The organism is Pseudohongiella sp. SYSU M77423 (assembly GCF_029911965.1).
Taxonomy (GTDB): domain Bacteria; phylum Pseudomonadota; class Gammaproteobacteria; order Pseudomonadales; family Pseudohongiellaceae; genus Pseudohongiella.
Map to the genome: position 1 here is coordinate 78,391 of NZ_JARYTH010000003.1, position 25,380 is coordinate 103,770.

A 25,380-nucleotide genomic window follows, 5' to 3' on the forward strand; every position below is an offset into this window, starting at 1 on the left:
AACAACGCAGGACTGCGAGTGAGTGTTATGGCTGCACAGGATAAACTTGACGACTTGTTGCGACAACTCAGGCAGACACGCGATGAGGTGGAAGCCGAGATTGATCGCCTGCTTGAGGGTAAACGGGAACAATTCAACTACACACTCAAGCGTGGACGGGTTGTTTTCGATCGCAACATACGCAAGCTTCACCAACAGGAACGACTCGGAAGTCTGCGGTTTATAGCGCGCGCCCCGATTGGCAAGATCCTGTCTTCTCCCGTCATCTATGGCATGATCATTCCGTTGGTGCTTCTGGATATTACAATCACGCTTTACCAGCACATCTGCTTTCGAATCTACAAGATCCCACGGGTTGTGCGCAGTGAATATATTGTCATTGACAGACACCGCCTGCCTTATCTGAATACCATACAGAAGATCAACTGCCTGTACTGTGAGTATGGCAACGGCATGATCGCCTACGCCCGCGAGATTATTGCTCGAACGGAGCAGTACTGGTGTCCGATAAAGCACGCCCAGCGCGCTCGTGGCGTCCATGATCGCGAGCAGCGATTTTTCGATTATGGAGACGCGGATGCCTGGCGCAATGAACTGCAAAAGGTGCGTTGTGACTGGGAAACCCCGGATGCAAGTGAGAGTAAGACTTAATGCCATAACAGACATTGATCCAATAATAATGAGCAAGGAGAGTTGTTATGAAGAAAATGAGTAAGATAGTTTTGACAACCGTGATGTGGCTGGGTGTCAGCGCTTTTGCCAATGCCCAGAACTTTGTACTGACCGTCCATGGTTTTGATGATGGTGGTGACATTCCGGTGAGATTCTCCCAGGCTGCACCGGATGCCGCTCCCGGCGGTGGTACCTCACCGCAACTGAGCTGGGTCAATGCGCCGGCCGGAACCCAGAGTTTTGTGGTTAATATGGAAGACCTCGACTTCGCACCAAACCAGGGTGCCCGCAATCAGGCCCACTGGGTTGTCTGGAACGTTCCAGGTGATGCAACAGGGCTTGCAGAAGATCAGCCTGAAGGGATGCAGTTGCCCAACGGTGCCTATCAGGTCAGTGCAACCGGTCGCGTTTACCGGGGACCAGGTGCGCCGGCGACGCGCCCCAGGCATCACTATATGTTCGAAGTATTTGCGCTGGATACCACACTGGATCTGGAGTACAGCGACGACCCGCTGGAAATGCGTGATCGCGTGATGGCGGCGATGGAGGGGCACGTTCTTGGCAAATCAGTGTACATCGGGCGTTTCAACCGTCCGCAGTAAGCGAGAGCAGCAGGTTCAAATGTATCACCTGGCGCCGCAGTGACTGAAAAGCTGATTGGTTTTCCGCCCCGTTTTACTGATCAGGCCACCATCCTGGTGCTTGGCAGCATGCCGGGGCGGGCGTCACTGGGCGCAAGCGAGTACTACGCGCACCCGCGCAACGCTTTCTGGCCAATCATGGCCCAGGTGTTCGGCTTTGACGCCAATCAGCCTTATGAGCGGCGGGTGGATTCGCTACTCCAGCACAAGGTGGCACTGTGGGATGTGGTGCATCGATGTGTCAGAACAACCAGCCTGGACAGCGACATCGTCAGTGATACCGTCGAGGTGAACGACTTTGGTTCGCTGTTTGTATCGTGCCCGCAAATTCACAGGGTGTGTCTGAACGGTCAGGCGGCCGCCAGATTGTATCGTCGCCATGTACTGCAGGAACTGCCGCAGGCACGGGAAATCGAATGGCAGGTATTGCCGTCAACCAGCCCGGCGCATGCTGCCATGCGCTTTGAGGAAAAATGCCAGCAATGGCAGCAGGCTCTGTTAAAACAATGAAGATACTCATCATTTATACCGGTGGCACCATCGGCATGAAACAGACACCGTCAGGTCTGGCTCCGGCAGGCGACCTGGCCACAGACATGCGTGCGCTTGCCGAGCTCGGGCCGGCCTTCCAGCGCCACGCGCCGGAACTTGATGTGCTTGTATACGATCCGCTGATCGACAGCGCGGACATGACGCCGGCGCTCTGGATAAAGCTGGCTGCGGATATCGAGTCGCGCTACGACAGCTACGATGGTTTTGTTGTGCTGCACGGCACCGACACGCTGGCCTACACAAGTTCCGCGTTAAGCTTTTTTGTGCGCCGCTGGGGAAAGCCAGTGGTGGTGACTGGCGCCCAGCTACCATTTGGTTTTCCCCGCAGTGATGCACGCAGCAATCTGATCTCGGCAATCGAAGTTGCCTGCACCATGCCGGCTCAACAGGCTCAGGTCTGTGTTGTATTCGGGCCACGGATTTTGCGTGGCTGTCGTGTCACCAAGGTTTCCGCCAGGGCCTACGATGCCTTCGATTCACCACGGTTCCCGCCGCTTGGCCAGATTGGTATCGAGATTCGTTACCCGGGTGCACGCCGGCAGGTCATTGGCAAACAGCCCACCAATAAGGCCATCGACGTTCCTGCTAATGATGCCGTCGCCGTGCTGCAATTGTTCCCGGGGATCAGTGACAAGCTTTTTTCTGCCGTCGCGTCCATGCCGGGCCTGCGGGCCATTGTGCTTACCGCCTACGGTGCAGGTACAGGTCCATCGCGTGATCCCGCATTCCTTGACGCCGTGCGCAAGGCTGTAGCGAGCGGTATTGTTGTGCTGGTCGTGTCGCAGCCGCTGGATGGTGTGGTGGATTTCACTCGCTACGCTGCTGGCAGTGGTCTGGCCAGTGCAGGTGCCATCTGCGGACATGATTTGACGACTGAGGCGGCAGTCACCAAACTGTATTATCTGATTGCCTGCGGTTATGATGCTGAAGAGATCGCCAGATATGCGCGACATCCACTGGCGGGGGAAATGACGGTATGAAGACCATCGGATTATTGGGCGGTATGAGCTGGGAATCGACCCAGACTTACTATCGCGCCCTCAATGAGGGTGTTCGCCAGCACCTTGGTGGTTTGCACTCGGCCAGGATTGCCATGATCAGTGTTGATTTTGCAGAGATCGAAGCGCTGCAGCATGCTGGCAACTGGGACGAAACTGCCGTCATTCTGTCAGAGGCTGCCGAGGCTCTTGAGCGTGCGGGGGCTGACTTCATACTTATCTGTACCAACACCATGCACAAAGTGGCGCCGCAGATTCAGGCGCGCGTGTCATTGCCCCTGCTGCACATTGCTGATGCCACCGCCATGGAGCTCAAAACTGCTGGCGTCAGCCGTGTTGGCCTGCTTGGAACGCAGTTCACCATGGAGCAGGATTTTTACAAAGGCCGCCTGCAGGATCACGGTCTGGAAGTTGTTGTCCCAAACCAACTGGGCTGCAAGCGAGTACATGACATTATTTATCAGGAGCTGTGCCTGGGTCAGATCAAAAACGAATCGCGCCAGGTGTATTTGTCTGTGATCGACGAGCTGGTTGAAGAGGGTGCACAGGCGGTCATTCTTGGCTGTACGGAAATTGGCTTGCTGGTTGAGCCGAAGCATACTGATGTGCCGTTGTATGACACCACAGCCATTCACGCGCGCATGGCTGTAGAAGCTGCCATTGTTCCTGACGCCTTGAACATTTTCAGCAGCAAACAGAACATCAGGGTGGGCGAGTAAATGTGGGAGCAGATCCAATCCACTGTCAGTAATTTTGTAGTCTCACACTCTCTGCTGAGTCTGATCACCAGTTCGGTGATACTGATCGTTGGTGTCATCGCACTGCGTGCGCTGGTCAATCGCTACATCGTCAAACATGTGTCATCGACGGAGATGCGGCGCCGCTGGATGGTGCAGACCCGCAGTGCAATGGTGCTGCTGCTGACGCTGGGCCTGATCATTATCTGGGGCGAGGAGCTTAGGACACTCGCGCTGTCGATCGTCGCGATTGCTGTAGCCTTTGTGGTGGCTACCAAAGAATTGATTCTTTGTATGATTGGCTCAATGGTGAAAACCATTTCCAGTTCATTCGACCTCGGGGACCGAATACAGGTCAAGGATTTCCGTGGCGATGTGATTGATCAGAACCTGCTGGCGACGACCATCATGGAAGTCGGGCCCGGCAAATATACCCATCAGCGCACCGGGCGCACCGTGGTCATCCCGAATTCCATGTTCGTATCGGATCCGGTGATCAATGAAAGCTTTACGCATGATTACGTTTTTCATGTCTTTACCGTGCCTTTTCGCCGCGAAGATGAATGGTATGAGGCACAGCAGGCATTTCTGGCCTCGGCACAGCGGCATTGTGGCAGTTATCTCGAAGAGGTACGCCGCTACATGAACCGCATCAGCATCCGACGGGGGCTGGAAGTACCGTCCGTTGATCCGCGCGTAACAATTCAGGTACCAACCGCCGGAGAGGTGCATCTGATTGTCAGGGTGCCGGTGAAATCGGGCGAGCGCGGCTTTGTGGAACAGTCGATATTGACGGACGTGCTGTTGAGTCGAGACTTCAGTCGAGGTGATCAGACCTTAAACGATGCTGCAGCGGAAGGCGAGGACGGTCAGGTTTCAGAGACATCACAGCGGCGACGCTCTGCGGCGTCAACCAGACAGGCGCGTTCGCAGCCAGCAAAAAAGACCACTAAAAAACCAGCCGGGAAGGCTGATCCCGATGCCTGAATCCGCCCCAGAACAGATGCGCCCGATTCTCGTTGAAGCGGCCCAGGTGGTTGATGCGGAGCAGATTGCCGCGATTTATAACTACTATGTCGCCAATACAGTGATCACCTTTGAAGAACAGCCGGTCACTGAAATCGAAATGGCGGGTCGGATCAGTGATGTAGCCGCACTGGGTTTGCCCTGGCTGGTTGCACGGTCTGCTGGTGAGCCTGGTAGCGAACAGTCAGTCGGGATGATTCTGGGATATGCCTATGCAACGCGCTGGAAGCAGCGTGTGGCCTATCGGTACTCGGTAGAAATAACGGTTTATGTGCATCGTGACTGGCACGGCCAGGGTCTGGGCAGGGTGCTGTATACCCATTTGTTTGAGCGACTGCAGGCCGCTGGCGTGCATGCCGCCGTCGGTGGGATTGCACTGCCCAATGCCGCCAGTGTCGCATTGCACGAGACCATGGGTATGACGCAGATTGCCTGTTTTCGTGAGATTGGCTTCAAGGCAGGGCGTTGGCTGGATGTTGGCTACTGGCAGAAAGTGTTCTGACAGTTCAGGGCCATGACTAATCACGACCAAAGAGATACGCATATGAACGAACAGAAAGTGGCACTGGTGACTGGTGCAGCAACCGGCATCGGCAAGGCCTGCGCAGAGGCGCTGGCGACACGCGGGTTTATCATCGCCGCCAATTATCGCAGTCGCCGCGAAGAAGCAGAGCAGATGCTGACGACGCTGGACGGTACCGGACATCAGCTGTTTCAGGCGGATGTCTCTGAGCCAGAGCAGGCCAGTCGGCTGGTGGACGAGGTTGTGTCATCGCTGGGGCGGATTGATGTTCTGGTGAATGCGGCAGGACAGTTCACCAATCAGACCATTGACGGTGACATGTTCTCACAGTGGCAGCAGTCATGGCAGCACAGTATGGCGCTGAACCTGATGGGCCCCGTCAATCTGGCTTTCCTGGCTGCCCAGTCCATGATTAAACGCGGTTCTGGCCGCATCATTAATATCACCTCACGTGGCGCCTTCCGTGGTGAGCCGACCGCACCTGCCTACGGCGCCGCCAAATCAGCATTGAATTCTGCCACCCAGTCCCTGGCGCAGGCTCTGGGACCCAAAGGTATCTGTGTATACGCCGTGGCACCCGGCTGGACAGAAACACCCGCCGCCTCCCCGCGAATCCGCGCACAGGGCTGGGATGGTGTTGCCGCGCAGTCGCCATTGGGGCGTATTGGGCGGCCAGACGAAATCGGCAGTGTGGTAGCGTTTCTGGCGAGTGACAATGCGGAATATCTCACGGGCGCCATTATCGATGCCAATGGCGCTTCGTACCTGAGGAACTGACATGTCTCCCGCCATGACCATTATCGTGATCAATGGTGTGATTCTGCTTCTGTGCTACCTGGTGCTGTTCCCCGTTATCGTCCGTGACAACCTGCAGAAGCTGGCGGTGAATGATCTGTTTGCTTTTGTGGTGGCGATGACCGTTGCCGGCTCCCTGTACATGGACACCAACGTCGAAATCATGGTGATGGGGCTGTCGTTCAACTGGTTCTGGTTCGCGCTGTGCTGTTACATCCTGCTTGAGCTGCCGCTGGCCCTGTGGTATCTCAACAGATATAAACTGTGGCCACCTGCGCCCTGACCCTTATTAATTGTTTTTTGCCTGGAGATCGCGATGTTGCGCCGCCTATTGTTTGCCCTGATGGTTGTTTTGAGTCTGCCTGCCACCGCGCAACAACCCAACATGGCAGTGTTTGCTGCCGCTGAAGCGCAGAAAAATGACTTCATATCGACGCTTCAGGAAGTGGTCGAAATTGAATCGGGCAGTGGCAATTACGAAGGGCTGGTGGAACTGGGCAATCTGATCGCCGGACGCCTGCGCGAGATGGGTGGTGAAGTCGAGCTGCTGGATGCCAATCAGGATGTCTACCGAATGTTTGATACTCCGGAACAGATTGGCCCGATGGTACATGCCCGGTTTGAAGGCCGGGGCGAGCGCGACATCATGTTGATAGCGCATATGGATACGGTCTACCCGGCAGGTATGATCGATGAACAGCCCTTCCGCATTGATGGCAACCTCGCCTATGGATTGGGTATATCCGACGACAAGCAGGGCGTGGCGGTGATTCTGCATGTCATTGCCATGCTTCGCGATATGGGCTTTGATGAGTACGGCACGCTGACCGTATTGATCAATGGCGATGAGGAAATCAGCTCGCCAGGTTCGCGCAGCACTATCACGCGACTGGCAACTGAGCATGACGTTGTGTTCTCTGTTGAACCGACGCGCATGGATAACGACTCCCTGTCGCTGGCCACCAGCGGCATCGGGGCAGCGACAATGACGGTTACGGGTCGGGCCTCGCATGCCGGCGCTGCACCCGAGCTGGGTCGCAATGCCCTTTACGAAATGGCTCATCAGATGTTGCAGCTGAGGGACCTGTCGGACCCGGAGACCGGTTTGAAGGTTAACTGGACGCTGGCCGAATCCGGCACGGTGCGGAATGTCATACCGGCGGAAGCCGTGGTGACGGCAGATATCCGCATGCTGCGCCAGGAAGATTTTGAACGCCTGGAAAGCCGTATTCAGGAGCGTATCGCCAATCAGCTTATCCCCGACACTCAGGTTGCCGTGACCTTCGAGAATCGCCGCCCACCATTGACCGCCACTGAGGCCTCCCGCAGCCTGGCCGCTCATGCTCAGCAGGTTTATGCTGAAATGGGCATGACACTGGTTGTGAATGATGAGGCAGAGGGCGGTGGCACCGATGCGGCATTCGCGGCGCTGGAAACTCAGGCGCCGGTCATCGAACGCTTTGGTTTGCGCGGATTTGGTGCCCACTCCAACAACGATGAGTATGTCGATCTGGATTCGGTAATTCCGCGGCTGTACCTGCTTAGCCGCATGATCATGGACGTCTCACGTGGCAGTGCACCGCTGCAGTGAGTGGTCGCCATGACGGCCGCAGCGGTCCTGAAACAAGCCCTGCGGCAGACACTCTGGTACACTGTGCGCCCTGAAAACATCGCAACCGAATACGGTCACACAGGATTGCACTGATGGCTGACATACTGATTCGTCCCGCCGTGGCCGCTGATACGCCGGCCATTTACCACTTTATTCGTGAGCTAGCCATCTACGAGAAGGCCGAGCACGAAGTCGTGACTACCCCAGAAGAGCTGAAAGCCAGCATTTTTGCCCCGGATTCGTCGGTGCGAGCTCTGCTCTGTTATCTGGACGACCAGGTAGTGGGATTTGCTGTGTACTTTTTTAACTACTCCACCTGGCAGGGCCGTAATGGCCTGTATCTTGAGGATCTTTACGTCTCGCCGCAATTCCGTGGCGTGGGGGCGGGCAAGGCTTTGTTACAATACCTGGCCCGCGAGGCGGTAGCGCTGGGTTGTGGTCGATTCGAGTGGAGTGTGCTGGACTGGAACGAACCCGCCATCAAATTTTATGAGTCAATTGGAGCACGCCCGCAAAGCGAATGGATTCGTTATCGACTGGACGGAGACGCACTGATGTCATTTGCGGCAGGAACGGAAGCGAACCCAGGCACTGTGCCGGGTTCTGATATTGAGGACAAGTCATGATTATAAAACCAAAATACCGCGGCTTTATCTGCACTACGACCCACCCGACGGGCTGTTATAAAAACGTACAGGACCAGATCGCGACCACACAGAAGGAAGTTTCTGGGGCCCAAAGTGACGCTGGACGTCCGCGCAAAGTGCTGGTGATCGGTGCTTCCAGCGGCTATGGTCTGGCTGCGCGTATTACCGCGGCCTTCGGCTATCAGGCAGCGACACTGGGTGTCTTCTTTGAAAAGCCTGGCACGGAGACCAAACCCGGTACCGCCGGCTGGTATAACACCTGGGCGTTCGAGGAAGAAGCGCATAAAGCCGGCCTGTATGCCAAATCCATCAACGGGGATGCCTTCTCGCACGAGGTGCGTGAGCAGGCCATAGATGTGATCAAACAGGATCTGGAAGAGGTCGATCTGGTCATCTACTCGCTGGCCTCGCCGGTGCGTCGCCTGCCTGATACCGGCGAAGTGAAACGTTCGGTGCTCAAGCCTATTGGTCAGGTATACAAATCAACCGCGATTGATACCAACAAAGACCAGATAATCCACGCCGAAGTCGAGCCAGCCAGTGACGAGGAGATCGCCGATACCATCGCCGTAATGGGCGGTCAGGACTGGGAGCTGTGGATGCAGGCACTGGACAAGGCTGGCGTGTTGGCAAAAGGCGCCCGCACAGTTGCCTTCAGCTATATCGGTACCGAAATGACCTGGCCGATTTACTGGCATGGTGCTCTTGGCAAGGCCAAGGAAGATCTGGATCGTGCGGCCCACGCCCTGGATAAATCTCTGTCCGAGAAATACGACGGGGGTGCCAATGTGGCGGTGCTCAAGTCTGTGGTGACACAGGCTTCGGCAGCCATCCCGGTAATGCCGCTGTATATCGCGCTGGTTTACAAGGTGATGAAAGAGAAGGGCCTGCACGAAGGTACCATCGAGCAACTCAACCGCTTGTTCACCGAGCAACTCTATCGCACGGATGGCAATGCGCTGGACGTCGATGAGGCTGGCCGTCTGCGCATGGACGACAAGGAACTCCGTGACGATGTGCAGGGTGAGTGCAAGCAGCTTTGGGAAAAAGTGAACAACGACAATCTGTTCCAACTGACCGACTACGCCGGTTACAAACACGAGTTTCTCAAGCTGTTTGGTTTTGAGCGCAGCGACGTGGACTACGAAGCCGACGTGGCGACAGAGGTCAATCTCAAGACAGTCTAGCTTTTATGTGCTTTGCACTGACTTGAACTGTGAAGTCTTGCACCCCGGCCTGAGCTGGCCGGGGTGTTCACTTTAAAGCCGGAATCGCGCTACCTGTGTACGCAGGCCGGTTGCCAGCTGATGCAAAGATTGCGCGACGTCAGCCGCACCTGCTACCGCGACACTGTTCTGCTCGGACATCCCTGCAATGCGCTCCACATGACGCGATACATCCAGCGTGGCTGAGTCCTGCTCCTGCAGCGCGCCGGAAATCTGATCTACAACCTGCAAAACTTCATCGGCACTGCGACGGATCTGCACGATGGCATCGCCAGCTTCCTGGGCCTGTTCAACGCCGGAGTTGACCAGCTTGACGCCATCGTTCATTTGTTTGACAGCGTCACGTGTACCAGACTGGATCAGCTGAATCATGTCAGCAATTTCATGAGTTGATTTGCTGGTACGTTGTGCCAGCAGTCGAACCTCGTCTGCGACCACAGCGAAGCCGCGTCCCTGCTCACCGGCACGGGCTGCTTCAATGGCGGCATTCAGGGCCAGCAGGTTAGTCTGCTCGGCGATCTCCTGAATGACTCGAATAATGCCGGAAATCTGCTCGGAGTGTTTGCCCAGTACTGTAATGCGTTCAGCGGTCTGCTGGACTGTGCTGGCAATCTGTCCCATGCCATGAAGCGTTCGCTGGATGACCGCACCGCCCTCTTCTGACTTTTGCCCGGAAACCGAGGACAGGCGCCGCGCCTCAGAGGCGTTCTCGGCGACATGACTGATACTTACTGTTAGCTGCTCTACCGTGGCCGCCATGGTGGTGGCTGCTTCAGCCTGATCCCGCGTTGACACAGAGAGTTGGGTTGAAGATGACGAGACCTGCTCGGCGGCCAGCAACAGCTTCTCGGCATTGGCGTGTATGTCAGTAATCATACTGCGCAGTCTGTTCTGCATGTGGCCTACTGCATGCGCCAGCTGGGCGATTTCGTCGTGACCGCTCTGATCAGCCTGAACGTCCAGGTGCCCATCGGCGATTTCGCGGGTGACAGCAACCAGCCGTGACAGGCGGTTGATGATGGATCGGCTCAGGCCACTGGCTACCAGAGCCGCGAGAATGATGGCGAATACACTGGACCCGAGCAGGATGTAGATGGCCTGTGACTGGCTCTGAGCCATCTCATTACGGCGTTCAGACAGAAGCGCCTGCTCGTCTAAGGTCATGCCTTCCAGCAACTCACGCATGCGGTCCATTCTGACCTTGTCGCGCGCTTCAGCGATACGGTCGGTCATGCGTTGCGGGTTGAAAAAGCCATGTTCGATGCGGCGGCGCATGTCGATAATGGGGTCAATATCGTTGGCAAACCAGTCTTCAAAGACTGTGCTGATTTCGTCGAGTCGCTGCTGCTGGGCCGTCACACCGGCGGTTGCCTGCTGCAGACGCTGCATGGCTTCACGAAAATCGCTGCTGCCCTGGTCCAGTCGCTCCAGAAAGGTCTCATTACCCGTCAGCGCAAAGCCGCGCATCCCCGACTCAATGGTGACAATACTGGCCAGCAGGGTCGATTTGTCGTCGAGAATTTCGTAGCTCTGAACATTGAGAGAGATATTGTCGTCGATTCTGGTCAGACTGCTCCAGCTGCCAACGGCCAGCGCGACGATGACAATCAAAATGAGGGCAAAACCAGCAAACAACTTGGTGGTCAAAGAGGCGCGCGATAGGGTGAGCCTGCTTCCAGCCATATCTTAAACTCCTGAGACATTCCGGACTAATTGTCCAGAGACAACAACCTCAGCCTAGCTTAATGGACTGGTGTGGCAGTTTGATGAATCAGCGCGCGCCAGGCTACTTGAAAGCCTGGCGCGGCTGCCTGTGTTACAAAGGGTGTAAACGAACTGGCAACTCAGTGTAACCCTTGACGAAGCTGGAGTAGATGCGGGTCGGCTCACCAGTCACTTCGACCGTATGGAAGCGCTTCAGGATCTCCTCCCAGAGAATGCGCAGTTGCATTTCTGCCAGGCGGTTGCCCATGCAGCGATGGATGCCAAAGCCAAATGAGAGATGCTGTCGCGCACGCGGACGATCAATGATAAAGGAGTCGGGATTTTCTATCGCGTCGCCATCCCGATTGCCCGAGGCGTACCACAACAACACCTTATCGCCCTGGCGTATCTTTTGGCCATTGAGCTCGGTGTCGCATTTGGCAGTGCGGCGCATATAGGCCAGCGGCGTCTGCCAGCGAATGATTTCTGACACCATCGAGGGAATCAATGCGGGATTCTCACGCAGCTTCTGATACTGGTCGGGGTTTTCATTCAGGGCCAGCACGCCACCGGTAATCGAGTTGCGGGTGGTGTCATTGCCGCCCACAATCAACAGTATCAGGTTGCCCAGAAACTCGCGCGGCGGCATGTTGCGGGTGGACTCACCATGGGCAAGCATTGAGATCAGGTCATTGCCTGGCGGCTTGGCGGCGCGCTCGCGCCATAGCTCACTAAAGCGTGCCAGGCACTCCTGCAGGATCTGCAGGCTTTCTTCATAACTGTCGACAACGCCAGCACCGGGAATGGCAGTGGCAACGTCCGACCAGTAGGGCAGCTTGTGGCGCTCCTCGAATGGAAAATCGAACAGCGTTGCCAGCATCTGTGTGGTCAATTCACGCGACACCAGATCAACCCAATTGAAGGTTTCCCCAACAGGCAGGCTGTCCAGAATGGCCCCGACACGCTGGCGGATAAGGCCTTCAAGATTCTTGAGATTGGCCGGTGCCACAACGCCCTGTACCGTCTTGCGCTGCTCGTCATGTTTGGGCGGGTCCATGGCAATGAACATCGGCAGGCTGTATTCGGGCAGCACGTCAACGATGCCAATGGTTGGCTCAGAGCTGTAAATATGCGGAGCAGCCTCGACGGTCATGATGTCCTGATATTTCATCACTGACCAGTAAGGGCCAACCGCCGAGTTCGGACAATAGTGGACGGGCGCATCACGACGCATGCGGGCCATGAAGGGTAAAAACTCGTTGGCCTGCCAGATCCCTGGATGCGCCAGATCGATCTCGTCCAGGGGAATGCTCCATGGGTCACGCCCTACCAGGCTGCGGTTTTGACGCTCTGTGTTCGGGCGGGTCGCGGTAGTCATAAGAAGGCTCCAGGCAATGACTCAGAACTGAAATTCGGGCAGGCGCACAACCAGGCCGTCAAGCTCCTGATTGACATCGATCTGACAGGACAGGCGAGAATTGGCCGCCCTGTCAGGGTTCAGGTCCAGCATGGGCTCTTCGAACTCACCGGGCGGGCCGACTTTGTCCAACCAGGCTTCATCGACAAACACATGACAGGTGCCGCAGGAACATGCGCCACCGCAATCAGCGTCGATGCCGGGTACCAGATTGTCGATGGCGGCACTCATGACGGTGTCGCCCGGAGCTGCGTCGACGTAGTGTTCCTTGCCGTTGTGTTCGATGTACGTGATCTTTGCCATGCTACTTCCTGAACTCCTGTCGTTTACTTGTCTGATGACTGTGATACAGTTCGGAGACTGATCCTAAGTGAAAACTGAACGCATTACAACTTTTCGATATTAGACAACAAAAACAGGTACATACGATGATTGATTTGATGCGTAACTCAATGCGAAAAGCATTGGCATTGGCGTTTCTGGGTGGGTTGATACTGACTGGAGTGGTGGCCTGCGGCAGTGACACCACTACCGACACCGCCACGGAAACAATGACCGGAAACTCAATGGATCATGGCGAACACGAGATGGCGCAGGCCAATTTCGAAGGCCTTAGCGAAGGCTGGAATGCCATTGCACCAGCTGGTAATACCGTCTGCTCCGATGGGTCCGCGTATCAGTTTTTTGTCAAACAGGGAGATCCGGCCCGCGTGATGTTCTACCTCGAGGGCGGTGGTGCCTGCTGGGAAGGTGGCAACTGCGACCCGGATATCCAGCCCAGTTATCAAGTGAACCTGGTGAACACCGATCCGTCGCGTGCACACGGGATTCTGGCACTCGATCAGGTAAGCAATCCGTTGGCTGACTATACAATGGTCTATGCTCCGTACTGTTCGGGTGACGTCCATCTTGGTGATACCGAACAGCATTACGAGATGCCGGCTTTTGACCAGCATGCGGCGCACGCACTGCATATTCGTCACCGTGGCATGGTCAATGCCAACGCGGCTTTGGACTGGTTATACGAACATGTTCAGGGCCCCGCACAGGTGTTTGTCACGGGCTCCAGTGCCGGCTCCATTCCGTCACCTTTTTATGCCGTGAAAATAGCTGAACAGTACCCCCAGGCTGACATTGTGCAGCTGGGTGATGCCTCAGGCGGCTACCGTGGGTTTGCCAACTTCAGCCCATATGATGTCTGGGCAGTGGATCGGGTGGTCAGTGACCTGGACTATATCGCCAGCATTCCCGCTGATGAGTTCAGCTTCCATCACCTGTATCTTGGAGCACAGCAGGAGAATCCGAATATCCGCTTTGCCTCATATGACAATGCCGAAGACAACGTCCAGAAGCAATTCCTGGCGCTGGGCGGAACACCAACGGAATCTCTGCAGCCTCTGCTGATGCAGAATCTGCAGGAGATTAGTGCGGCTATTCCTGACTTTAGATTTTATGTGGCAGGTGGCCCCATGCACACCATCCTGTTGCGACCGGATGTCTACACCTACGAAGTGGATGGTACCCGCTTTGTCGACTGGCTGGCCGGACTGCTGCAGGGTGCGCCTATACCGAACGTGATGTGTGAAGAGTGCAGTGAGCCGCCAGCAGGCCAGGTGTCCGAATAGCAGATGTGTCTGATTGCGTCTGATGCGGCCGCCAGTTGCTGCCAGTTACCGGGCAGGCTGGCGGCCGCATCAGACTCAGTCCGTCAGCTCAGCAGATGCACGCTGCAATGTCATGCTGATATCGGCATCAAGTTTCAGCGTGGCCAGCTCGTCGGCGCGTGTGCGACCGCGGGTCAGGATAGCCAAAGGCTTGTTTGTCAAACTGGCATGCCTGGCGAATCGGAAACCGGAATACACCATCAGGGATGAGCCGATCACCAGCAGGGCCCGGCTCTCATCGATGGCCTTAAAGCACTCGTCAACTCTGGGGCGCGGCACATTATCACCAAAAAATACTACGTCGGGCTTCATGATACCTTCACATTGCTGACAGTCCGGTACATTGAAACCGGAGAAATCCATTTCCAGATCGGCGTCGCCATCCGGGGCAACATCTGCCTGCAGGTTTCCGAAGTGCGGGTTGAGTGAGGCGCATACCTGATGCCAGTCATGACGGTTATGCCGCTCGCCACATGACATGCATATCACCTCATCAGCCCGGCCATGCAGATCGATGGTCCGCGCGCTGCCCGCCTTCTGATGCAGGCGGTCTACATTCTGGGTGATTACCTGGTGCACCATGCTCTGCTGCTCCAGCGTCTGAATGAACAGGTGTGCGCCATTGGGTGCGGCGTTCTGCATGACCGGCCAGCCGACCAGGCTGCGTGCCCAGTAGCGGCGCCGAACGTCCAGGCTTTGCATGAACTCCTGGTGCTGAACCGGTTGTTTGCGTTTCCAGTTGCCGTGTTCGTCACGGTAATCCGGGATGCCAGAGGCGGTACTGATGCCGGCCCCTGTCAGGATGGTGACCGGTGAATTGTCTCTGAGAAATTGTGCCAGCAGCGCTCCCTCATGTGCCATTTCTGGCGCGGAGAGTCCTACCGGATCAATGGTGGAACGCTGCTGGCGCTTGTGTTGAGGTTGTCTATTCAATGTGGATACGGCTTCTGGCATTGGGTTCATTACGGTTTCCTGACAATCAATGAGCAACGGGACCGGACCAATAGCAGATTTGTCACGTGCGACTGCCAAATGATCAACGGACGCGATTGTATGCCAACGATAGTGACGTCAGGATTACAGACGCTGGCATGGTTCGCATTACTGGGATAATCTGCAGAATTCGACGATCACCCCGCATGCTGGAGACCTGCCAATGAGAACTATAAACGTCCCGCGCCTCGCCCTTGGCCTGTCATTGTGTATCAGTTGCCTGAGTCTTGCCACCACCGCTCTTGCACAGCAGCCTCGCTTTGTTGACCCCGCTGATGACGATGCCAATCTGCCGACTGGCGGCAGTATCCTGTTCTGGCAGGGTGATGAGCAGATTGCTGGCTTTAGAAATACTCATCGGCTTAGCCCGGTTCGCCATATCTACAAAGGCGACGAGGTACTGGAGCTGCCTCGTGATCCGCGCGATTTCTCCATGCTTCGCTATCAGGTGGAGGGTAGCGAGTACTCACTTGAGGATTACATGGTGATGAACCATGTGGGTGGTGTGTTGATATTAAAGGATGGCGAAATAGCATTGGAGCGCTACGGACTTGGCAATGATGAGGAGACTCGCTGGGTGTCGTTCTCGATGACCAAGTCGGTGGTGTCATTGCTGACCGGGGCCGCCATACAGGATGGTTATATCAACAGTGTTGATGATCCGGTCACCGATTATCTGCCTCAGTTGCAGGGCACATCGTATGAGGGTGTGACAGTCAAGCATGTGCTGCAGATGGCGTCGGGTACCGACTGGAACGAAGACTATGCCGACCCGCAGTCGGATGTAGCGACCTCGCCTGGGGACATGCTGGAACTGATGAAGTTCATGGGCAGCAAACCGCGTATTGCGCCGCCAGGTGAGCGCTTCAACTACAACACGGGTGAGACCAATCTGGCGGGTGCCATCGTACGCGCCGCCATTGGCAATAACCTTTCCGCTTATCTCACCAACAAAATCTGGCAACCCTGGGGTATGGAGGCAGACGCGACCTGGATCAGTCATGGCCCTTATGGTGGCGAGCTAGGCGGTTGCTGTATTGCCCCGGTCCTGCGCGACTGGGGTCGGTTGGCACTGTTAGTCCTGAATGATGGCCAGCTTCATGATGGGACCCGAGTGGTACCTGCGAACTGGATAGAGGATTCCACAAGTCCTTCGCCCGGCAGCGACAACTACGGCTATCTTTGGTGGCTGAATGGCGACGATACGTTCCGTGCCAGCGGCATTTTCGGTCAGGCGATCTATCTTAACCCTGAACAGGATCTCGCCATCGTGATACAGGGAGCCTGGCCCCAGGCCACCGGCGCCATGTTTGCCCGTCATCGTGACGCCTTCTTCCGGGCAGTTGATGACATGCTGGCAGACTGAGCCAAATGCCGACGCCAGACTCTCAGGAGCGCTCGCCGTTACATAGCCCTGGTTTTGGGCAGAGCCTGGTATGCTTTGGCGGCATACTGATAATCATCGCTGTTGGTCTGTTTGCCTTTTCGATCAGCCTGCATAGTCTGATGTTCCTGTGTCTGATGTGGACAGCCGTTCATGTGCGCCTGCTGGGTTATGACTATCAGGCCATTCGCGAGATGATGAATGCAGGCATTGTGCGTGCATTGCCCGCCCTTTATATCTTCATGCTGATTGGTTTTCTGATTGCTGCGCTGATGCATAGTGGCACGGTTGCTGCGTTGATCTTTCATGGTCTCAATATATTGCAGCCCTCCTGGTTTCTGGCGGCTGGCCTGGTGTTGTGCAGTCTAATGTCAGTTGCAACCGGGACCTCGTGGGGGACGGCAGGCACGCTGGGCGTGGTGTTGATCGGTATTGGCTCGGCTTTGTCCATTCCCCTGCCTCTGGTAGCCGGCATGGTGGTTTGTGGAGCGACCTTTGGCGACAAGATGTCGCCAGTTTCCGATACCACCAATCTGGCGGCGATGAGTGCCGAGACAACGCTGTTTCGCCATATAGGTGCCATGTTGTACACCACGGTACCGGCCTTTGTAATCAGTTTTCTGGTGTTTCTGTGGCTGGGAATGCGTTATGCCGGTGAGGACCTGCCACAGGCCAGCATTGTCGAAATTCAGCAGGGACTGTCGTCCCAGTATTCGCTTGGCCTGATACCAACGCTGCTGCCCCTGATAGTCATGCTGGGGCTCAGCCTGCGACGCTACGCCGCCGAAGTATGCATGTGCGCCAGCATCGTCACTGCCGTCGCCGTGGCGATGATCTATCAAGGTGGCAATCCTGTGACTGTCCTCAACAGTCTGTGGAGCAATTCACCGGGGCAGACCGGTATCGTCATGCTGGATGAGTTACTGGGCCGAGGCGGGCTGCTGAGCATGAGCTGGACGCTGCTGCTGTCGATCATGGCGCTGGCACTGGGTGGTCTGCTGTTCCAATCAGGAATCCTGCCGGAGTTGCTTAAAGGTTTTATCGCCCGTCTGCGCAGCAGGCTGGCCCTGATCGCCGGAACACTGGTGTCTGGGGTCGCCTCCAATATGGCCATGGGTGAGGCCTATATCAGCATCATTCTGAACTGCCAGTTGTTCCGCAAGGCATACGAAGCCTTGGGGCTGGATCGTGTGATGGTGTCGCGCACTGTCGAAGAGGGGGCGACAATGAGTACGGGTCTCATCCCCTGGACGACGGCAGGCGCATTTTATGCGGCGACGCTGGGAGTGCCGGTGCTGGACTACCTGCCTTATGCGTTTCTTAACTACCTCAACCCGATCGTTTCGTTAATTATGACAGGCCTGGGCATCGGTTTGCTGAAAGCGAAAATTAGCTGAATTAAAGGTTGACAGCTTTTGGCATCGGGTTTTACTCTGAGTCCATGTTCAACTGAGAAAGAAGAGGAGGTGATCCAATGTCTAGTGATATGGCTACGGTTTCAATGGATGTTGGTGGTATTAAATTGGCAGGAAGTAACGTCCTGCTGGGTTGATAACACTCCACTCTTGACTCAGTGGACAACGGATCATCAGCCATCCGATAATATGTGGTAAGCGGATGACACGTAGTTTGCGAATCAAGAGTTGGTTCCATTGGAACCAGGCGTCACGGAAAGGGAGCTTCGGCTCCCTTTTTTGATCGGGTTGAGGCTGTTTATTGATGTGCCAGTGACCCTCCCAATGTTGATGCCTTGCAGTTTATGCTCCACCCGCCTATGTCTTTTGCTCCCAACTTTCTGCCTGGAGCGTCCATCATGATGCAACTAATCAAACATCTGTTTTCACGATTTACTTTCACTTCCTTTGCCCGATTGCCGTCGTTACGCGCGAGTCTGTCACTGACAGGTATACGCAAGCCTCTGGCGCAGTTTTTTCTACTGGCTGGCCTGGCAATGGTGTTGGTCGCCTGTGGGCCCTCAGAACCAGAATCAAATGCACCGGCTGTCGAAATCAGCGAACAGGTAGCCGACGCCGCCAGTGATATGCGCACGGGTGCAACAGGCAGTCCCGCAAGCCAGGAGTTTGAGACTTTTCTGGAGGATGTCTTCCAGCAGGAGCTGGAAGCCTCGCCGCTGTTCAAAACGCAGATCGGCATGATCGACGATGACCTTGAAGCCTACGGACAGTGGGACGATTTTTCAGATCAGGGTGCCATTGATGCGCACCAGCGCACACAGCGCTACCTGGCTGAGATGCGTGAGAATTTCTCGCTTGAAGCGCTGACGCCACAGGAGCAGTTGACCTACCGGTTTATGGAGTTTGAATGGCAGATGGACGATCGGCAGTTTCAGGTGCGAGACAGTCAGTATGCGTTTTCTCCAATGCAGGATGTGCTGTCGAGTCTGGTCACGTTTCTGATCAATAACCACCGTGTCAGCAGTGAAGCGCATGCCGATGCCTACGTGTCGCGGCTGCAGGGCCTGGATACTGTGATCAACAGCGTGATTGAAGAAGCGGAGCGGCGTGCCGCAGAGGGCGTCCTGCTGCCATCCTTTGCTTATCCAAGGCTGCTGAGTTCTGCGCAGGCAATGGTAACTGGTGCAGAGTTTGGCAACGCTGAGGAGCCTAGTGCACTGCTGGCAGACTTCAATGCGAAAGTAGATGCGCTGGATGTAACTGAAGAGCGTGCGGAAGAGCTCAAGACAGCCGCCAGTAGCGCCATGACTGAGGTATTTGCACCCGCTGTGGAGCGTTATATGGCATCGCTGCGTGACATGGAGTCGCAGTCCGATGGTCGCGATGGCGTATGGAAGCTGCCCAATGGCGAAGCATTTTATGCCAGCCAGCTGAACCTGTTTACGACACGTGATGACTTGAGTGCCCAGCAGATTCACGATATTGGTCTGGCTGAAGTCGCACGTATCCAGGACGAAATGCGCACGATCATGACAGAGGTCGGATTTGACGGCACGCTGGCGGAATTCTTTGAATACCTGCGTACTGATCCGCAGTTCTATCTGCCCAATACGCCGGAGGGGCGACAGCAGTATCTGGATGATTCAACCGCAATGATCGAACAGGTCATGGAAGTGGCGCCGCAGTACTTTGACACGCTGCCAGAAGCAGCGCTTGAAGTGCGCGCAGTTGAGCCTTTCCGTGAGGCAACAGCGACGGGTGCATTTTATAATCAGCCGGCGCTGGATGGCTCGCGACCTGGTTACTATTACGTCAACCTGTCCAATATGAATGACAACCCGACCTACCTTATGGAATCGCTGGCCTACCATGAAGGCGCCCCAGGTCACCACTTCCAGCTGGCATTGGCGCAGGAGCTGGAGGAGCTGCCCATGCTGCAGCGTCTGACGTTTTACTCTGCCTATGTTGAAGGTTGGGGGCTGTATGCCGAGCAGCTTGGCAAGGACATGGGATTCTTCACGGATCCCTACAAGGATTTCGGGCGCCTGAGCTACGAGATTTTCCGTGCTGCGCGATTGGTCGTAGATACCGGCATTCATCATCTGCGCTGGACCCGCCAGGAAGCGATTGATTACATGATGGCCAATACTCCGATGACCGAAGGTGATATCACGCCCGAAGTGGAGCGATACATCGTATGGCCAGGCCAGGCGGTGTCCTACAAGATCGGTATGATGACCATTCTGGAGCTTCGCGAATTGGCCCGGCAGGAGCTGGGAGACGAGTTTAGCTGGGGTGGCTTCCATGACGCCGTGCTGACAGCGGGCTCACTGCCATTGCCCTTGCTGGCTGAACGTGTCGAAGCCTGGATCGAATCAGAACAACAGCCGTAATAGTCGGCAGCAATTAATCAGGGAGTTGGACCATGAGCAGTCAGGAGCGCATCGTATTTCTGAACGGCGAATATCTGCCGCAGTCGCAGGCCAGAGTTTCTGTGTTTGACCGCGGTTTTCTGTTCGGTGACGGAGTCTACGAGGTGATCCCGGTCATTCGTGGCAAACTGGTCGACGAAGACTACTCGGTAGAGCGGCTGAACCGCAGCCTCAATGAAATTGACATGGCCTGGCCCTGCGAGCCAGAGGCCTATCTTGAGATGCTGCGGACACTGATCGCGCATAATGAGCTGGTTGAAGGCAGTGTTTATGTTCAGGTCACACGCGGCGTGGCCGAGCGTGATTTTGCCTACCCGGCCGACACGCCAACGTCCCTGATGGCTTACACGGCCAGGCGCGCGCTACTGGATAATCCGCTGGCGGCCAAAGGCGTCAAGGTCGTGACAGTGCCAGACTTGCGCTGGAAGCGTCGTGACATCAAATCGCTGAACCTGCTGGCGCAGTGTATGGCCAAGCAACAGGCAGCGAGTGCGGGCGCCTTTGAAGCCTGGATGGTTGAAGACGGGCGCATTACCGAAGGCGCTTCGTCGTCGGCGTTTATCGTCAAGGATGGCTGTATCATCACGCGCGCATTGTCCAACACCATTCTGCCGGGTATCCGTCGCCGGGTTATTCTCGAGCTGATCAATCAGCACGGCATGGCGCTGGAACAGCGTCCCTTCTCTGTCGAGGAAGCTCTTCATGCGGATGAGGCTTTCCTGAGCAGCGCCACGACCCTTGTGTTGCCAGTGACTCACGTGGATGGCACTGCTATCGGCGATGGCAGACCGGGCGAAATTGCTGCACGTTTGCGCGAGCTGTATGTTGCCAGTCTGCTGGCGGAAGCGGACGGAAAATAGTATAACCTTGTCAGGTTAGGGGGCTAACCTTCAACTGACGAGGTTGTTATGCAAAAGAGTCTTTTCGCCCGCGCATTTGTCATTGCTCTGGTTGTCCTATTGCCGGTCACATTGTTCGCCGAAGGAGGTCGTACCCCGCTTCGCGTCGAGAATGGCATCGTGACCAGCGCGTCTCGCCTGGCGTCAGAAGTAGGCGTTGATATTCTTCAGCAGGGCGGCAATGCCGTTGATGCTGCCGTTGCGACGGCATTCGCACTGGCCGTTACCTGGCCGACAGCGGGCAATATTGGTGGTGGTGGCTTTATGGTCTACCACGGAGCTGATGGGCACGCAACGACCTTCGACTTCCGCGAGAAAGCACCGCTGGCCTCTACTGAGCGAATGTACGTGGGCGCCGACGGGCAAAGTACCAACATGCAGCACCGCGGCTTCCTGTCGGTTGGTGTGCCGGGCACCGTTGCTGGACTTGTGCTGGCACATGAGAAGCAGGGTAATCTGCCATGGGCGGCGCTGGTAGAGCCGGCGATACGGCTGGCGCGAGATGGCATTCCCGTCACATACGCTTTGTACGATGGTTTTAACCGCAATCAGGCCAATTGGGACCTGTACCCTTCCTCTGCCGCCGTCTTCCGCAAGGCAGATGGCTCACATTATCAGCTGGGTGACACCTGGGTGCAGCCAGATCTGGCGCGCACGCTGGAGCGCATCCGTGATGAGGGACACGATGGCTTCTATCGCGGTGAGAACGCCCGCATGCTGGCCAGCTTCATGCAGGCCAATGGTGGTCTGATTACTGAGGAAGATCTGGCGCGTTATGAGGCTATTGAGCGCGAACCGGTGCGCGGCAGCTATCGTGGTTATGATGTGATTAGTATGCCGCCACCCAGCTCCGGTGGTGTTGGTATCATCCAGATGCTGAATATTCTTGAGGGCTTCGACCTTGCCGAGATGGGGCATAACTCGGCGCAGTATCTGCATGTGCTGACCGAAGCCATGCGTCGCTCCTACGCCAGTCGTGCCGAATTTCTCGGTGATCCGGACTTCAATCCTGATATGCCGGTAGACCGTCTCATCAGTAAAGACTACGCTGACAGCCTGCGTGCCAGCATTGATATGGATCGTGCCTCAATCAGCGATGAGAGTCGCTTCTCCCAGGTTTATGTGAGCGAAGACACGACCCACTTTTCTGTTGTGGACGCCGAAGGCAATATGGTCTCGCTGACCTACACGCTGGAGCAGAGCTACGGCTCACGAATTGTGGCTGAGGGTGGTGGTTATCTGCTCAACAATGAAATGGGCGACTTCAATCCAGTGCCAGGTGTCACTACCAGAGACGGGCAGATCGGTACGCCGCCCAATCTGCTGGCGCCTGAAAAGCGCATGCTGTCCAGCATGTCTCCTACCATCGTCGCACAAGGCGGGCGTCCCGTGCTGGCCATCGGCAGCCCGGGTGGCCGCACGATCATCAATACGACGCTGCAGGTGATCCTGAACATGATCGATCACGACATGAACGTGGCGCAGGCTGTTGAAGCTGGCCGCATTCATCACCAGTGGCTGCCCGATGTCACCAGCATGGAAGAGCTGATGTTCTCACCGGATACCATCCGCCTCTACGAAGCCAAAGGCCACACTGTCCGCGTGCGAGGCAGCCAGGGTTCTGCAATGGGTGTCTATCACGACTGGGAGACAGGCATTGTGCACGGTTCAGCAGATTCGCGTCAGGGTGACAGCGCTGCAGTGGGCTATTAAGCGCCGTTAAAGCCTTTAGCCACCAGATACACCTCCCGTGAACGAGCGCGGGAGGCATCTGGCTTGCGGATTACAACTTTGTTGAAACTGCTGCGTACATCCTTGACGTAGTCGTCGTAACCTTCGCCGTGAAATACCTTGGCGACAAAATCACCCCCAGGTTTCAGCACTTCACGGGCCATATCCAGTGCCAGTTCCACCAGGTACATCGAAGCTGCCTGATCAGCCGCATTCACACCACTGATGTTTGGTGCCATATCCGACATCACCAGATCGGCCTGCTGCCCGCCCAGGCTGGCCATGATCTGATCGAACACTTCCTGTTCAGTGAAGTCACCCTGAATAAAATCAACATCAGCGATGGAGTCCATGGGCAGGATATCGGAGGCTATCACGCGGCCTTTGGGTTCGACCATTGGTGCGACCACCTGTGACCAGCCGCCTGGCGCTGAGCCAAGGTCCAGCACCAGCATGCCAGGCTTGATAAGCCTGTCTTTGTCGATCAGCTCTATCAGCTTGTAGCTGGCTCGCGAGCGATAACCGTCGCGCTGGGCCTGTTTGACGTATGGGTCGTTGACATGCTCATTGAGCCAACGGCCACTGCTTTTGGATCGGGCCATAATTTACGTTCGAAGAGTGACTTTTGACGGGTCAGAGCATAGCATATCCGTCTATAAACCTCTGCCGGTGTCGCCGGCCAGGACTGATCATGATTCGCTTGACTGAACTTGCTTTGCCGCTCGACCATGCCCCCGAGGCCCTGCCAGCCGCCATCGCGCAACGACTTGGCATCCCTCAGGAGGATCTCCTCAATATCGTTGTGTTCAAGCGCAGTTACGACGCGCGCAAAAAGAACAGTGAAATTACCTTTGTCTACATTGTCGACGTTGAAGTGCGAGATGAGGCCGCTGTATTGGCTGCTGCAGTCAATCACACGCATATCAGGCCAGCACCGGACACGAACTACTATCAGGTTGCCAGCGCGCCTGCGAATTTGACCGATCGCCCCGTCATCGTTGGTTTTGGCCCCTGCGGCCTGTTTGCGGCACTGATTCTGGCGCAGATGGGCTTTCGGCCCATCGTGCTGGAGCGTGGCCGCAATGTTCGTCAGCGCACACAGGACACCTGGGCGCTTTGGCGCAAGCGACAACTGACGCCTGAGTCCAACGTCCAGTTTGGTGAGGGCGGTGCCGGTCTGTTCTCTGATGGCAAGCTGTACAGTCAGATCAAAGACCCAAAATTCTATGGTCGCAAAGTCATGCAGGAGTTTGTGCAGGCCGGCGCACCTGAGGAGATACTGTACGTCAGCAAGCCGCATATCGGCACATTCCGTTTGACCGGAGTCGTGGCAGCCATGCGTAAACAGATTGAGTCATTGGGCGGCGAGATACGCTTTGAAAGCCGGGTAGTGGACTTTCTGACAGGCGACGACGGTATGGAAGGCGTGGTCCTGGAGTCGGGCGAACAGATCCTGTCCAGGCATGTTGTGCTGGCGCTTGGTCACAGCTCGAGGGACACTTTCCGTCAGTTGCACGCGCGTGGTGTATTCATGGAAGCCAAGCCGTTTGCGATAGGCTTCCGCATTGAGCACCCGCAGTCCCTGATCGACAAGGCCAGGCTGGGCAAATACGCGGGGCACCCGGCACTGGGTGCGGCGGATTACAAGCTGGTTCATCACGCAAAAAATGGACGGTCTGTTTACAGTTTCTGCATGTGTCCGGGTGGCACTGTGGTGGCCGCGACCTCAGAGACCGGTCGTGTTGTGACTAACGGCATGAGCCAGTACTCACGCAATGAGCGCAATGCCAATGCCGGTATTGTTGTTGGCATCAGTCCGGAGCAGGATTTCCCGGGTGGCCCGCTGGCAGGGCTTGCCTTACAGGAGGCTCTGGAAACTCAGGCCTATCACCTGGGTGGCGAAGACTACAGTGCGCCGGCGCAACTGGTAGGAGATTTTATTCGCAGGAAATCATCCGAAAAATTGGGTGACGTGATCCCTTCTTACAAGCCTGGCATTAGATTAGGCTCGCTGGACAGTGCCCTTCCTGAGTATGCGATTGATGCAATTCGCGAGGCCTTGCCAGTGTTTGGGCGACAGATTCGTGGTTTCGATCGGGACGACGCTGTGCTGACGGGTATTGAATCAAGAACGTCATCTCCGGTCCGGCTGACACGCGACAAGCAGAGTCTGCAGAGTCTGAACACGCGAGGCCTGTATCCGGCGGGAGAGGGTGCCGGTTATGCTGGTGGTATTCTGTCGGCTGGTGTGGATGGTATCAAGGTTGCTGAAGCAGTCGCGTTAGCGATGACACAGGGACACAAAGGCTGAG

24 protein-coding genes are annotated in these 25,380 nt (G+C 56.1%); 19 read left to right on the plus strand and 5 right to left on the minus strand.

The annotated features are described in order from the left end of the window. Positions 1-27: 27 nt before the first annotated feature. The 12 genes from QGM61_RS08040 (at position 28) to fabV (ending at position 9,390) form a co-directional block, all read left to right on the plus strand. Positions 28-651: a hypothetical protein gene (locus tag QGM61_RS08040; RefSeq protein WP_237133391.1), complete on the plus strand. Its 624-nt coding sequence runs from the start codon at positions 28-30 to the stop codon at positions 649-651. Between the two features lie 47 nt (positions 652-698). Continuing rightward, complete coding sequence (locus tag QGM61_RS08045; protein ID WP_281132632.1) at positions 699-1,274, plus strand: YbhB/YbcL family Raf kinase inhibitor-like protein; 576 nt, start codon at positions 699-701, stop codon at positions 1,272-1,274. A 39-nt stretch (positions 1,275-1,313) separates the two neighbouring features. Beyond that, on the plus strand, positions 1,314-1,823 hold the full coding sequence (locus QGM61_RS08050; RefSeq protein ID WP_281132633.1) for a DNA-deoxyinosine glycosylase: 510 nt from the start codon (positions 1,314-1,316) through the stop codon (positions 1,821-1,823). Further along, a complete protein-coding gene (locus QGM61_RS08055; protein WP_281132634.1) occupies positions 1,820-2,845 on the plus strand; it encodes an asparaginase in 1,026 nt (341 codons plus the stop codon). The genes QGM61_RS08050 and QGM61_RS08055 overlap by 4 nt, the downstream gene beginning before the upstream one ends. Continuing rightward, a complete protein-coding gene (locus QGM61_RS08060; RefSeq protein WP_237132283.1) occupies positions 2,842-3,582 on the plus strand; it encodes an aspartate/glutamate racemase family protein in 741 nt (246 codons plus the stop codon). Before QGM61_RS08055 ends, QGM61_RS08060 begins: the two co-directional genes overlap by 4 nt. Further along, positions 3,583-4,587, plus strand: coding sequence for a mechanosensitive ion channel domain-containing protein (locus QGM61_RS08065; protein ID WP_237132282.1), 1,005 nt, complete (start codon positions 3,583-3,585; stop codon positions 4,585-4,587). It abuts the gene before it with no gap. Then, entirely contained in the window at positions 4,580-5,128 is a 549-nt protein-coding gene (locus QGM61_RS08070; RefSeq protein WP_281132635.1) for a GNAT family N-acetyltransferase, read from the plus strand. The genes QGM61_RS08065 and QGM61_RS08070 overlap by 8 nt, the downstream gene beginning before the upstream one ends. Positions 5,129-5,170: 42 nt before the next feature. Then, complete coding sequence (locus QGM61_RS08075) at positions 5,171-5,926, plus strand: SDR family NAD(P)-dependent oxidoreductase (RefSeq protein WP_281132636.1); 756 nt, start codon at positions 5,171-5,173, stop codon at positions 5,924-5,926. Between the two features lies 1 nt (position 5,927). Continuing rightward, entirely contained in the window at positions 5,928-6,227 is a 300-nt protein-coding gene (locus tag QGM61_RS08080; protein WP_237132279.1) for a hypothetical protein, read from the plus strand. Between the two features lie 33 nt (positions 6,228-6,260). Beyond that, a complete protein-coding gene (locus tag QGM61_RS08085; protein WP_272907149.1) occupies positions 6,261-7,535 on the plus strand; it encodes a M20/M25/M40 family metallo-hydrolase in 1,275 nt (424 codons plus the stop codon). A gap of 113 nt (positions 7,536-7,648) precedes the next feature. Further along, positions 7,649-8,182 carry a GNAT family N-acetyltransferase gene (locus tag QGM61_RS08090; RefSeq protein ID WP_237132278.1) on the plus strand — a complete coding sequence of 178 codons (534 nt, stop codon included), beginning with the start codon at positions 7,649-7,651 and terminating at the stop codon, positions 8,180-8,182. Beyond that, positions 8,179-9,390 (plus strand): enoyl-ACP reductase FabV, encoded by a 1,212-nt coding sequence (gene fabV / locus QGM61_RS08095; protein ID WP_281132637.1) that lies wholly within the window; start codon positions 8,179-8,181, stop codon positions 9,388-9,390. The genes QGM61_RS08090 and fabV overlap by 4 nt, the downstream gene beginning before the upstream one ends. A gap of 72 nt (positions 9,391-9,462) precedes the next feature. Here fabV and QGM61_RS08100 read toward each other — a convergent pair whose 3' ends face one another. The 3 genes from QGM61_RS08100 to QGM61_RS08110 all read right to left on the minus strand — a co-directional run bounded on the left by QGM61_RS08100 (position 9,463) and on the right by QGM61_RS08110 (position 12,853). Then, positions 9,463-11,112 carry a methyl-accepting chemotaxis protein gene (locus QGM61_RS08100; RefSeq protein ID WP_281132638.1) on the minus strand — a complete coding sequence of 550 codons (1,650 nt, stop codon included), beginning with the start codon at positions 11,110-11,112 and terminating at the stop codon, positions 9,463-9,465. A gap of 133 nt (positions 11,113-11,245) precedes the next feature. Then, positions 11,246-12,511: a cytochrome P450 gene (locus QGM61_RS08105; RefSeq protein ID WP_281132639.1), complete on the minus strand. Its 1,266-nt coding sequence runs from the start codon at positions 12,509-12,511 to the stop codon at positions 11,246-11,248. 21 nt (positions 12,512-12,532) lie between these two features. Continuing rightward, a complete protein-coding gene (locus QGM61_RS08110; RefSeq protein WP_237132274.1) occupies positions 12,533-12,853 on the minus strand; it encodes a 2Fe-2S iron-sulfur cluster-binding protein in 321 nt (106 codons plus the stop codon). A gap of 125 nt (positions 12,854-12,978) precedes the next feature. Between QGM61_RS08110 and QGM61_RS08115 the strand changes: the two genes are divergently transcribed. Beyond that, positions 12,979-14,175, plus strand: coding sequence for a pectinacetylesterase family protein (locus QGM61_RS08115; protein WP_237132273.1), 1,197 nt, complete (start codon positions 12,979-12,981; stop codon positions 14,173-14,175). Positions 14,176-14,250: 75 nt separating this feature from the next. Here QGM61_RS08115 and QGM61_RS08120 read toward each other — a convergent pair whose 3' ends face one another. Beyond that, positions 14,251-15,177 carry an NAD-dependent protein deacetylase gene (locus tag QGM61_RS08120; protein ID WP_317622166.1) on the minus strand — a complete coding sequence of 309 codons (927 nt, stop codon included), beginning with the start codon at positions 15,175-15,177 and terminating at the stop codon, positions 14,251-14,253. 193 nt (positions 15,178-15,370) lie between these two features. On the opposite strand from QGM61_RS08120, the gene QGM61_RS08125 reads away from it, so the two are divergent. From QGM61_RS08125 to ggt, 5 genes are all read left to right on the plus strand, one after another. Beyond that, complete coding sequence (locus QGM61_RS08125; protein ID WP_237132272.1) at positions 15,371-16,573, plus strand: serine hydrolase domain-containing protein; 1,203 nt, start codon at positions 15,371-15,373, stop codon at positions 16,571-16,573. A 5-nt stretch (positions 16,574-16,578) separates the two neighbouring features. Next, positions 16,579-17,988, plus strand: a complete 1,410-nt coding sequence (gene nhaC, locus QGM61_RS08130) for a Na+/H+ antiporter NhaC (RefSeq protein WP_281132640.1) — start codon at positions 16,579-16,581, stop codon at positions 17,986-17,988. A gap of 416 nt (positions 17,989-18,404) precedes the next feature. Further along, a complete protein-coding gene (locus QGM61_RS08135; protein WP_281132641.1) occupies positions 18,405-20,399 on the plus strand; it encodes a DUF885 domain-containing protein in 1,995 nt (664 codons plus the stop codon). Between the two features lie 32 nt (positions 20,400-20,431). After that, positions 20,432-21,298, plus strand: a complete 867-nt coding sequence (locus tag QGM61_RS08140; RefSeq protein ID WP_281132642.1) for a D-amino acid aminotransferase — start codon at positions 20,432-20,434, stop codon at positions 21,296-21,298. 48 nt (positions 21,299-21,346) lie between these two features. Continuing rightward, positions 21,347-23,050: a gamma-glutamyltransferase gene (gene ggt / locus QGM61_RS08145; RefSeq protein ID WP_281132643.1), complete on the plus strand. Its 1,704-nt coding sequence runs from the start codon at positions 21,347-21,349 to the stop codon at positions 23,048-23,050. Here the strand turns inward: ggt and rlmE are convergent. Beyond that, entirely contained in the window at positions 23,047-23,670 is a 624-nt protein-coding gene (rlmE, locus tag QGM61_RS08150; RefSeq protein WP_237132267.1) for a 23S rRNA (uridine(2552)-2'-O)-methyltransferase RlmE, read from the minus strand. The genes ggt and rlmE overlap by 4 nt on opposite strands. Before the next feature lie 89 nt (positions 23,671-23,759). On the opposite strand from rlmE, the gene QGM61_RS08155 reads away from it, so the two are divergent. Further along, complete coding sequence (locus QGM61_RS08155) at positions 23,760-25,379, plus strand: NAD(P)/FAD-dependent oxidoreductase (RefSeq protein WP_281132644.1); 1,620 nt, start codon at positions 23,760-23,762, stop codon at positions 25,377-25,379. Position 25,380: the final 1 nt, after the last annotated feature.

Coding starts and splice junctions, on each gene's coding strand:
- QGM61_RS08065 (WP_237132282.1), top strand. CDS start 3,583: ATGTGGGAGCAGATCCAATCCACTGTCAGTAATTTTGTAGTCTCACAC.
- rlmE (WP_237132267.1), bottom strand. CDS start 23,670: ATGGCCCGATCCAAAAGCAGTGGCCGTTGGCTCAATGAGCATGTCAAC.
- QGM61_RS08140 (WP_281132642.1), top strand. CDS start 20,432: ATGAGCAGTCAGGAGCGCATCGTATTTCTGAACGGCGAATATCTGCCG.
- QGM61_RS08040 (WP_237133391.1), top strand. CDS start 28: ATGGCTGCACAGGATAAACTTGACGACTTGTTGCGACAACTCAGGCAG.
- QGM61_RS08155 (WP_281132644.1), top strand. CDS start 23,760: ATGATTCGCTTGACTGAACTTGCTTTGCCGCTCGACCATGCCCCCGAG.
- QGM61_RS08060 (WP_237132283.1), top strand. CDS start 2,842: ATGAAGACCATCGGATTATTGGGCGGTATGAGCTGGGAATCGACCCAG.
- QGM61_RS08135 (WP_281132641.1), top strand. CDS start 18,405: ATGATGCAACTAATCAAACATCTGTTTTCACGATTTACTTTCACTTCC.
- fabV (WP_281132637.1), top strand. CDS start 8,179: ATGATTATAAAACCAAAATACCGCGGCTTTATCTGCACTACGACCCAC.
- QGM61_RS08120 (WP_317622166.1), bottom strand. CDS start 15,177: ATGAACCCAATGCCAGAAGCCGTATCCACATTGAATAGACAACCTCAA.
- QGM61_RS08045 (WP_281132632.1), top strand. CDS start 699: ATGAAGAAAATGAGTAAGATAGTTTTGACAACCGTGATGTGGCTGGGT.
- QGM61_RS08110 (WP_237132274.1), bottom strand. CDS start 12,853: ATGGCAAAGATCACGTACATCGAACACAACGGCAAGGAACACTACGTC.
- QGM61_RS08085 (WP_272907149.1), top strand. CDS start 6,261: ATGTTGCGCCGCCTATTGTTTGCCCTGATGGTTGTTTTGAGTCTGCCT.
- QGM61_RS08075 (WP_281132636.1), top strand. CDS start 5,171: ATGAACGAACAGAAAGTGGCACTGGTGACTGGTGCAGCAACCGGCATC.
- QGM61_RS08070 (WP_281132635.1), top strand. CDS start 4,580: ATGCCTGAATCCGCCCCAGAACAGATGCGCCCGATTCTCGTTGAAGCG.
- QGM61_RS08115 (WP_237132273.1), top strand. CDS start 12,979: ATGATTGATTTGATGCGTAACTCAATGCGAAAAGCATTGGCATTGGCG.
- ggt (WP_281132643.1), top strand. CDS start 21,347: ATGCAAAAGAGTCTTTTCGCCCGCGCATTTGTCATTGCTCTGGTTGTC.
- QGM61_RS08055 (WP_281132634.1), top strand. CDS start 1,820: ATGAAGATACTCATCATTTATACCGGTGGCACCATCGGCATGAAACAG.
- QGM61_RS08100 (WP_281132638.1), bottom strand. CDS start 11,112: ATGGCTGGAAGCAGGCTCACCCTATCGCGCGCCTCTTTGACCACCAAG.
- QGM61_RS08105 (WP_281132639.1), bottom strand. CDS start 12,511: ATGACTACCGCGACCCGCCCGAACACAGAGCGTCAAAACCGCAGCCTG.
- QGM61_RS08080 (WP_237132279.1), top strand. CDS start 5,928: ATGTCTCCCGCCATGACCATTATCGTGATCAATGGTGTGATTCTGCTT.
- QGM61_RS08125 (WP_237132272.1), top strand. CDS start 15,371: ATGAGAACTATAAACGTCCCGCGCCTCGCCCTTGGCCTGTCATTGTGT.
- nhaC (WP_281132640.1), top strand. CDS start 16,579: ATGCCGACGCCAGACTCTCAGGAGCGCTCGCCGTTACATAGCCCTGGT.
- QGM61_RS08090 (WP_237132278.1), top strand. CDS start 7,649: ATGGCTGACATACTGATTCGTCCCGCCGTGGCCGCTGATACGCCGGCC.